The organism is Pelosinus baikalensis (assembly GCF_020819555.1).
In the GTDB taxonomy this organism is placed as follows: Bacteria; Bacillota; Negativicutes; order DSM-13327; family DSM-13327; genus Pelosinus; species Pelosinus baikalensis.
In genome coordinates this window covers 1-9162 of sequence record NZ_JAJHJB010000075.1, presented here as the reverse complement: position 1 = coordinate 9162, position 9162 = coordinate 1, and the positions used below count along the sequence as shown (strand labels likewise).

The 9162-nt window shown below is 36.7% G+C and carries 7 protein-coding genes and 1 pseudogene; 4 read left to right on the top strand and 4 right to left on the bottom strand.

Annotated features, from left to right (window positions below):
• Positions 1-52: 52 nt before the first annotated feature.
• Together LMF89_RS24340 and LMF89_RS24335 are read right to left on the bottom strand one after the other, a co-directional pair.
• Positions 53-313: a lipoprotein gene (locus tag LMF89_RS24340; RefSeq protein WP_229537419.1), complete on the bottom strand. Its 261-nt coding sequence runs from the start codon at positions 311-313 to the stop codon at positions 53-55.
• A gap of 815 nt (positions 314-1128) precedes the next feature.
• Positions 1129-1413, bottom strand: a complete 285-nt coding sequence (locus tag LMF89_RS24335; protein WP_229537418.1) for a hypothetical protein — start codon at positions 1411-1413, stop codon at positions 1129-1131.
• Positions 1414-1466: 53 nt separating this feature from the next.
• On the opposite strand from LMF89_RS24335, the gene LMF89_RS24330 reads away from it, so the two are divergent.
• Positions 1467-1880: a hypothetical protein gene (locus LMF89_RS24330; RefSeq protein ID WP_229537417.1), complete on the top strand. Its 414-nt coding sequence runs from the start codon at positions 1467-1469 to the stop codon at positions 1878-1880.
• On the opposite strand, the gene LMF89_RS24325 is transcribed toward LMF89_RS24330, so the two are convergent.
• A complete protein-coding gene (locus LMF89_RS24325; RefSeq protein WP_229537416.1) occupies positions 1825-3873 on the bottom strand; it encodes a sigma-54 interaction domain-containing protein in 2049 nt (682 codons plus the stop codon). The genes LMF89_RS24330 and LMF89_RS24325 overlap by 56 nt on opposite strands.
• Positions 3874-4538: 665 nt before the next feature.
• Between LMF89_RS24325 and LMF89_RS24320 the strand changes: the two genes are divergently transcribed.
• The 3 genes from LMF89_RS24320 (at position 4539) to glsA (ending at position 8412) form a co-directional block, all read left to right on the top strand.
• Complete coding sequence (locus LMF89_RS24320) at positions 4539-5921, top strand: alanine/glycine:cation symporter family protein (RefSeq protein WP_229537415.1); 1383 nt, start codon at positions 4539-4541, stop codon at positions 5919-5921.
• A 356-nt stretch (positions 5922-6277) separates the two neighbouring features.
• Positions 6278-7189 carry a LysR family transcriptional regulator gene (locus LMF89_RS24315; protein ID WP_229537414.1) on the top strand — a complete coding sequence of 304 codons (912 nt, stop codon included), beginning with the start codon at positions 6278-6280 and terminating at the stop codon, positions 7187-7189.
• Between the two features lie 305 nt (positions 7190-7494).
• Positions 7495-8412 carry a glutaminase A gene (gene glsA / locus LMF89_RS24310; protein ID WP_229537413.1) on the top strand — a complete coding sequence of 306 codons (918 nt, stop codon included), beginning with the start codon at positions 7495-7497 and terminating at the stop codon, positions 8410-8412.
• A 127-nt stretch (positions 8413-8539) separates the two neighbouring features.
• On the opposite strand, the pseudogene LMF89_RS24305 reads toward glsA, so the two are convergent.
• A pseudogene (locus LMF89_RS24305) lies at positions 8540-8938 on the bottom strand (MFS transporter); the annotation flags it as partial.
• Positions 8939-9162: the final 224 nt, after the last annotated feature.

Below are 9162 nucleotides of genomic sequence, written 5' to 3'. Positions count from 1 at the left end.
AAAATACCCTATAGGGTAGACTTTTTTTAGTGTCTACTCTATAGGGTACATTTTAGTTAGCACCTTCGGTTTTTATTCTTTGGATAAGTTCTTCACCGCTTGCTTTTATGATATTGACTTTAATACCTGTTTTATCGGTAAAAGCTTTATAAATTCCATCATCAATCCCAGGATAGTGTCTTGCGGTATATACGTTTACCTCTTTAGCCTCAGTTTCACTTTGTGGTGCAGCGGTTGGCTTCGATCCACACCCTGTTACCAAAATAGATACGGATAGAAGTGCTAAAAGCAGAAATGCAATAGTTTTTTTCATTCTTGGATAATACCTCTATGTGTTTATTGAAATCAATACTCTTTTCACTTGATTATTTTGATGAATAGCATATCTACATAGAGTTAGTCAATATGTAAACAGTAATTTTCACAAGAATATTAATTTCCATATATACCTTGAAGTGTGATAATAATAATTTTCAATATAACGAATGATTGCAAGAGGCGGCTAATTTTTCGGTAAAGTAGGCCTGCTGCTCAGGGCTCCATATCAGCTATAACGGTGAACTTATTTTACGTCAAATAAATAAATTTATTAAACGAACAAGTCAATTCCGACCCAACGGCTTCCCCGATGATGTTAATGTTAAAACAAGCAAGCACCACCCTTTTCAAGATAGGGTGATGCTTGCTCGTTGTCTTTGAAGCAAATATGATGTTTTTACCCTGCTAACGCTTACCTACATGATTTTGTAGATAGCTCTTGATCATCTGATTCTTTATAACGTAACGAAAGAATAACTACGGCAATGGGGGGCTTATTACTTTCTCACGAAATGAAAAGCTTCAGTCAGTGCAGAGATCTCTTTGTCCTTTTTAGCGTATAACCTAAAACGAGTAATGAATATACTCGGAATCAAGGAGCTAGTAAGGAGATTACAAGAAAAAAGGCAGACAGCACTTGTATAAGAGTGCTGATTTTCTTCTTTTGTGAAACTTTGAATCAATTAGAGTGCATTTTATTGGTGTAGGCTGGAATCAGGACTATTGTAGTAAAATATGAGGTTACTTTTCACACAGTCTGCCGTCCAATGTCATAAAGCTATAATGTAATAAAAAGGAAATAGGTTAATATCAATGATTAAAAAGTCGAGAAAAAGTTTCGATAAAATGCAAAAACACTTGACTTTTAAAAAGCACCATAGTGTTTTCCCCACCTAAATATTCAAACCAATCATCTATTTCAATTTGTAGTGTTTTTCTTAATCCTTTTAAAATGAAATAGATTGCATCCTTAAAATTCATTTTAGCGGTATCTTTTGTAAAATATGTACTTTTTGTACGGTTGACAAACATAAAAAGGGAATTATTAATTTGTTCCCTGGCTATTTCAAGAGAAGTCATAAAGTTTTTTAACATCTTTATCACCTAACAATGAGAAGATATACCCCTTAAAAGGGTATCCATCTCAATTGTTGATGACAAAACAAGCCTTTTCGCAACTTAGACAAAAGATTAAACCAGATGCCTTTATACAGCTTAATGAAAAATATGTAACCTGGTTTTACAGTGATGATCACTTTAATAAGTACAAGGGTTATCGATTACTTTCGATTGATGGCAGCATTACTGAAATTCCAAATACAGTTAACAACAGAGAACATTTTGGATATTATCATAACCAAAGTGATAGGCAACAAGCAAGAGCAATGGTATGTGTAATCTATGACATAGAAAATGATACCATACTGGAATCCGATATCCGCACTTGGAAAGCCGCTGAAAGAGATGTAGCAAAAGATCTTATCCAAAGACTTGAGCTTAAAGGCTTTAAGAATGACCTCCTTTTGATTGGTCTGCCATCCCCGCGTTTTTCCAATTCATAAAGTGAAGTCCTTTAGTGGTGAGGTGGCTGCCACGTCTCCCCACTTTTGACTCAACTAAACCAAGTTCGTTCAAAACTAACAACAATCGTCTGATTTCACTTTCAGTAATAGTAACCATAGCATTGGCGCATTCGGTTTCGAGAGACTTTCTGCCTACACCATCGACATGGCGGGAAAGAATGGCAAGCACTTGATAGGCTTTTTCCTTGTCGCAGCGGGCAGATAGATAGGTAATCTCTTGACTGAAATCAGTATGGATATTCAATATATAAGCAGGCAGACTTTCAATATGAACAGTATCGGTTGCTATAAATGAAATATATGCCACTGCATTGATCAACTCTCTGACATTACCTGGCCACTTGTATTTCAATAGTAAACTTTCCACCTCACGAGTAAGGGTGACTTTCTTACCGTGGTGTTTTTCCATAAAGAAATGAAATAAATGAATGATATCTTCCGGGCGTTCCCGCAGTGGCGGAACAATGATTGGCAGGACATTCAGCCGGTAAAACAAGTCCTGGCGGAAAGAACTCTTTTGGATTTCAGCCTGCAGATCTTTATTAGTTGCGGCTATCACCCGGAGGTTTACGTCGATTACTCTTTGGGAACCTACACGCATAATTTGGCGTTCCTGAAGCACCCTAAGCAAGCGTACCTGTACCGACAAAGGCATATCTCCTACCTCATCCAAAAAAATAGTGCCATTATTCGCTTGTTCAAATAAACCAGATTTCCCTTCTTTGATGGCTCCTGTGAAAGAACCAGCTTCGTAACCGAAAAGTTCGCTTTCCAGCAGGTTTTCCGGGAAGGAGGCGCAATTGATGGCAACAAAAGGATAGATAGACTGGGGAGAAGCATCGTGAATAGCATGAGCCATAAGTTCTTTGCCTGTACCGCTTTCCCCTGTAATTAATACGGTGAGATTTGTTGACGCAAGCCGCTTGACAAAGTTGATGCAATCCTTCATCCTAGGCGACTTTGTTTGGATGCTTGCAAAGGTATAACGGGTTACCAAACCTTTATCCCGTAATTTTTTGGACAGATTTTGTTCCAAGTGGCGAATATGAGTCACTTCCTGGAAGTCATAATATATTCCGGCAGGTTCGCCAAAATACTCAATTTTACTGCTGTTTACAAGTAAAGATCGCCCCTTGAATTCAATTAGTTCGTCAACAAGCATGCTTTGACTTGCGTTTGGCAGCAAGGTATTAGAGATGACATGTGAAAAATGTTTTCCAATAACATTTTCATCAATTCCAAATATTTGACCGAACTTCTTATTGTACAGCAAAATAAAATTATCCTTGTCAGACAGCAGGATCCCATTATGAGAAAGGTTGACAACAGTGTTAAGCTGAATATTTTTCATAAAGAGTTCTTTATATTGGCTTTTGATACCAATATCCATTGTGACAATAGTATCTGAATACTGAATAAGACGTCTACTTGTTTCTTGCGTATCAATATTGAAATAGTTCAATATTGATACAAATGTAGAAATATCAACGCACCGGTGACCTACGTCAATAACTGTTTGGATATGAGGCGGAACAGACTCCACTTCTCCAGGAGTAATGGCAATGTTAATATCAGTATAGTCTTTTCTACAGTCATAAGGGATAAGATTCAGGTGAGTAATGCCGATCTGATACAGAAAAGCCACTGATTCACTGGTTGTTTCCGGCGATTCATTGACCACCAGTACATTCGTACCTTTGGGAATTGCAGTAATTTTATAAATTTCGCTGTTGGGAAGAGTACGGCGCAGGACAATAATGCGACTATCGTGGGAAATATAATTTTGAGCCTTCATCGCATGGCTTTGGGCAGTTACTACAACGACATCAGTGGTAATGATGTCACCAGGTTTAAAATAAGACAAATAGTATTTATTTATAGTTACGCAACCCTTAAATACTTTTTCCAAGTTGCTTTGAATAAAATCGCTTAGATCCGTTGGAACCAAAGTAAGAATACCAATCGTCTTCATTTTTTCATCAATCCTCCTTTCTATAATTTGTCCATCTACAGACTAACTTTAAATCTAAATGGAAGGCAAGCCCTGATTTAATCATTTTTTATTGTACCATACTCATCAGTCTCTGTAATTAGAATTACCTAAGGTCGATAACAGCATTGTAACAATCCTTAATAGGTAACAAAACAGGTGATTAAAGCATCCTATTTCACCTGTTTTGTTGTTTATTATTGGATAAATCCATTATAATATTTATTCTTATTTCAATAGTCAATTAATTTTATGTTAAACGTTTATTATTTTTTACTACTCTCAAGTATTTGTATGCATGACTTTCATCTCATAATAAGGCAATATATCTTCTGATTATTTTGTTGTACTTTTGGCTTGAGAGTAAAATTTGGCACAATATTTGCAATATAAATAAAATGCCTAATCATGTTTGTGAAATATTCACAAAATTGTACAAATAGCGAATGCACTTATTATGAATATTGTTAATAAAGGAGGGAATATTTAACAATATTATTCTAACAAAGGGAGGATAGCTATCATATCCTAAATAAATTTGGATATTAAAGTAAATTTCCAGAATTAACAAAAAAAATCCCCTATCTTAAATATAAAATACTGACAAAGAGAAACGAGATTCGCAGTAAAAAAGGAGGATAAAATAAGTGGAAAATTTAGACGCATTGATAGTTAAAATCGCAAATTTAGTTTGGGGACCCTGGTTAATATTCGCCTTAGTTGGCGTAGGTGTTTTTTTTACATTAGGTACAAGGTTTCTACAAATAAGAAAATTTGGGTTTATTCTTAGAGAGACCTTTGGAAGAATATTCACAAAACAATCTGAAATTAAAGGGGAAGGAACACTAACTCCTTTCCAATCTGCAACAACAGCATTATCATCCACAGTAGGTGTTGGAAGTATTGTTGGGGTTGCAACGGCATTAGCCTTCGGCGGACCTGGTTCCATATTTTGGATGTGGGTTGCAGCATTTTTTGGTATGTGTACCAAATATGCAGAAATTACTTTAAGTATAGCATATAGAGAAAAAAATGAAGAAGGGCATTTTGTCGGAGGCCCTGTTTACTATATGAGAAAAGGGTTAAATTCTAAATTTTTGGCAGTATGGTTTTTAATCACTTTACTAATGAATACTCTGTCAGGAACTATGATTCAAACTAATGCTTTAACAGGTAACATTATACATTACCTCAATATTTCTCCTGATGTTGTTGGAATTATAGTTATAGTTTTAGTAGGGCTTGTTTCCATGGGTGGTATAACAAGAGTAGGTAAAGTTACGCAAACACTTATTCCCGTTAAAGTTTTTCTCTATTTTATATCAGGGATCATCGTTATACTATTTAATATCACCAAAGTCCCGGAAGCCTTTATGCTTATTATTACCTGTGCATTTTCCCCTGTTGCTGTAGGAGGAGGAATAGGTGGTTTTGCAGTAGCAGAAGCCATGAGATACGGAGCTGCTAGGGGCTTATATTCGAACGAAGCCGGTCAGGGTACAGCACCTATTGCCCATGCTACAGCAAAAACAGATCATCCTTCCCGTCAAGGTATGTGGGGCGTTGTAGAAGTTTTCATTGTTACCTTTGTTCTATGTACCCTAACTGCATTGGCCATTATAACAAGTGGTGTTCTTACAACAGGAGAATCACCAAATATTTTGACTGCTTTAGCCTTTGGAAAGGTCTCTCCTATTCTTTCATATATCGTAAGTTTAAGTATTATATTATGTGCTTACTCTACTATAATTGGATTATCCTATTATGGAGAATCTACAGTAAATTATATTGGCGGTGCTAAATTAGGGAAAGCCTATCGATATCTATCTTTAGTCTTCATTTACTTAGGCGCTGTAGGTGCTTTGAAAATAGTTTGGTCAGTGGGAGAAATTGCAATTGGTTTAGGTGTCGTTTCAAATATTATTGCATTGATTCTTTTAAGCCCACAGGTATTTAAACTCACAAGAGAATTTTTCACAAGTAAAGAAAATTTAAATGCAAATATTGATTATCGCAATGAGAATAACTAGAATTATAGATTTATAAAGATAAACAATTCGCTATTTTATAGGTATCTCTTGTATCAAAATATGATCCATAAAAAAACTGTTGAACTGCTGAAACGCATTTCAACAGTTTTTTCAGTGGTTTTGAACAATCTCACCCTTTTGTTAATTTATCCGTAAAGCAGAACGAGATGCAGGAACTACCCGTTGTTCTTCTGGGTTTGTTAGCGTAGATGCCTTATCTGTTGTTATCACTGTTAATGTGCTGCCACATTGTGGATTTATATTTGCTTATAGTATATCATTTACTTAAGTAAGATAAAAATGATTGATTTTAATCAATACGATCATTTTAAATAATACATGAAGGAGATTTTTTTATGGAATTAAGACAACTGCAGATATTTTCTACTGCTGCAAAAACCCTTAACTTCACAAAGACAGCTGTGGAGTTAGGTTATGTCCAATCCAATATAACGAGCCAAATTCAGCAGTTAGAGAATGAATTAAATGTCAAATTATTTGAACGGTTTGGTAGAAAGCTTCAATTAACTAGCGAAGGGAAAGCCTTCTTAAAGAATGCCGAGAAAATATTACAGCTATCCGAACGCGCAAAAGGGGAATTCTCACCTGAGATTTTTGGAGGAATTCTAAATATCGGGGTGGCTGAAACACTTTGCGTTTCCCGCCTTCCCCAATTATTACTTAGATATCGTAAGTTATATCCCCGTGTTGAAATCCGGGTTCAAACAGAAAATTGTACTCAACACATTGAATTAATCAGAAACAATACTATTGATATAGCCCTAACACTCACTAAAGAAATTAATCAACCGGATATGGAAGTAAGAGCACTTTGCGGTGAACCGATGGCTGTCGTAGTCAGCCCTTTACACCAACTAGCTCAGAAAAAAATAGTTGAACCTAAGGATTTGTCTGGTGAGTGTCTAATTAGCAGCCCGGAAGGCTGTGGTTATCGCCCTATCGTTCTTTCCATTCTCAAAGAACACGAAGTTACTCCTAGTGCAATAATGGAATTTTCCAGTGTTGGGGCAAGAAAGGAATGTACTATTTGTGGGTTAGGAGTGGCGATATTGCCTAAAATCTCTGTAAAAGATGAATTAGAACGAGGAAGGCTGGTCGAGCTAGATTGGAAAGGTCCTTCTTTTGGCGTAAAAACACAGCTAATTTATCATCGTGAAAAATGGCTCTCACCAACAATCAAGGCTTTCTTGGAACTATGCAAATCTTTGGAGGATCAACCTGTAAAAAACGGGTGTAATAGGTTATAAAACAGGTGACTAATGAAACCTATTATTCCTATTTCTTGTTGTTTAGCACAATTTTAGCAGCCAATCAACATCAAGCCGTCGGCTGTTATTTTTTATAAAATATTTTTTGAGGGTGTTTCATTGCTAATTTCAACATGTTTTCCGATTTCATTAAATTTTTATGAAGTTTGAAATGATTTTTGGCATAGTTTTTGCTTTAAAAATAAGTAAGCGAATTAATGGATGTTTAAATCGAAGCCTTGCACAACGTTCATTGTCTTTGTGTAAAAAGAGTATAAATATTTATTATTATGGAGGTGTTTTCCTTGAATCAAGTATTACAGGAAATTATTGAAAATAACAGGTCTTGGACTGAAAAGGGAACTATTGCTACTTATATTCCCGAGTTGGCAAAAGCAAACCCACATGCTCTTGGTGTATATTTGGTAGACATGCAAAACAATGAATACTTTGCGGGTGATGTTCATACGGTTTTCTCCATACAGAGCATCTCGAAAATCATTACGTTTATATGCGCATTGACTGATACCGATTTTAATACCATATCAAAAGTCATTAGCGTGGAACCTACGGCAGACGAGTTTAACTCTATAGCTAACCTTGAAATAAAAAATACGAATAAGCCCCTAAACCCTATGATCAATTCGGGTGCTATCGCTACCATTACATTGGTCAAAGGAAAGACATATGAAGAAAAATTTCAAAGAATTTTTCACTTCTTCAAACTGGTAACCGATAATCCTAATCTTACAATAAACGAAGCTATATATCAATCCGAGTCAAGCACAGGAGATCGCAACCGTTCATTGGCATATTACATGAAAAGCACAGGCATCATCCATGATGAAGTGGAGGAAATTCTAAATATCTATTTTAAGCTCTGCTCAATCAACGTCACATGTAAGGATATTGCCCGGATCGGTGTAGTTCTTGCCAACAACGGGATTCAGCCCTACAGCAATCAAAGAGTAATTCGAAAAGATATTTGCCAAATTGTAAAAGCTGTCATGTCAACCTGTGGTATGTATAGTGGTTCTGGCTCCTTTGCCACTACAGTGGGTATGCCGGCTAAAAGCGGAGTCGGCGGAGGTATTCTCGCAGTAGTCCCTCATAAGTTCGGCATCGGCGTCGTTGGCCCGGCACTTGATGCAAGTGGTAACAGTATTGCGGGCATAAAAGTATTGACGGAGTTATCCAGCCGATTGGACTTAAGTATCTATTAATTACAAAATTAATAGATTGGTACCACTGAGAGGGTAAGTTTTTTCTGCTAGACTGACAAAAGCCCCCTTGCCACTTCATATAGGGCAAGAGGGCTTGGGAGAGTGCTATTAGGGTAAGGACAGTAAGCTAACTTTTAACAGGTTGTTCATTTAGCGGATCCTCTACTGGCTCGGATATTGTCAAAAGAACCAGCAAACTTAAAAGAGTGCTGACAGCCAGGAAGATAAACACAGCATCCCAGCTATAGTTGTCTAAAAGAATACCCGCAATCAATGGTGCGGCAGCGCCACCAAGCTGTCCTCCTGTATTGATCACCGAAACTGCAACCGGAAATGTCTGCTTAGTAGCCAATCCCATCGGGTATACCATAAAGGAAGAATACCCCAGATTAAGCAAAATGCCTGTAATAAATAGTAATATGCCCAGCATCGTCGGATCGTTCGGTGAGTGTATCAAGGCATACATCATAAAAACGGTAGAAAATGTGGTGACAAGCATGTTAGGTTTACGACGCTTATTGAGAACCTTGTCCGAGAACCAACGACCGCACCAACCCCCTTTTTTGTAAAGGAACTAAACTATATATACCTATAAATATATAGTTCCCTTAGTCATACTTGTGATATACCAGATAACAACGGTTCTTAGACTCATTACCACTAAACTGACCATATAAAAATCCCGGTGCTATGACTAAAATGTACCCGTTGTCAAGGACAATAAAAAAAAGACTATGCTGTTTTGAGAAG

Excerpts from the sequence above, each read along its gene's own strand:
- LMF89_RS24315 (WP_229537414.1), top strand. The coding sequence starts at position 6,278 with ATGGAATTAAGACAACTGCAGATATTTTCTACTGCTGCAAAAACCCTT.
- LMF89_RS24325 (WP_229537416.1), bottom strand. The coding sequence starts at position 3,873 with ATGAAGACGATTGGTATTCTTACTTTGGTTCCAACGGATCTAAGCGAT.
- LMF89_RS24335 (WP_229537418.1), bottom strand. The coding sequence starts at position 1,413 with ATGTTAAAAAACTTTATGACTTCTCTTGAAATAGCCAGGGAACAAATT.
- LMF89_RS24340 (WP_229537419.1), bottom strand. The coding sequence starts at position 313 with ATGAAAAAAACTATTGCATTTCTGCTTTTAGCACTTCTATCCGTATCT.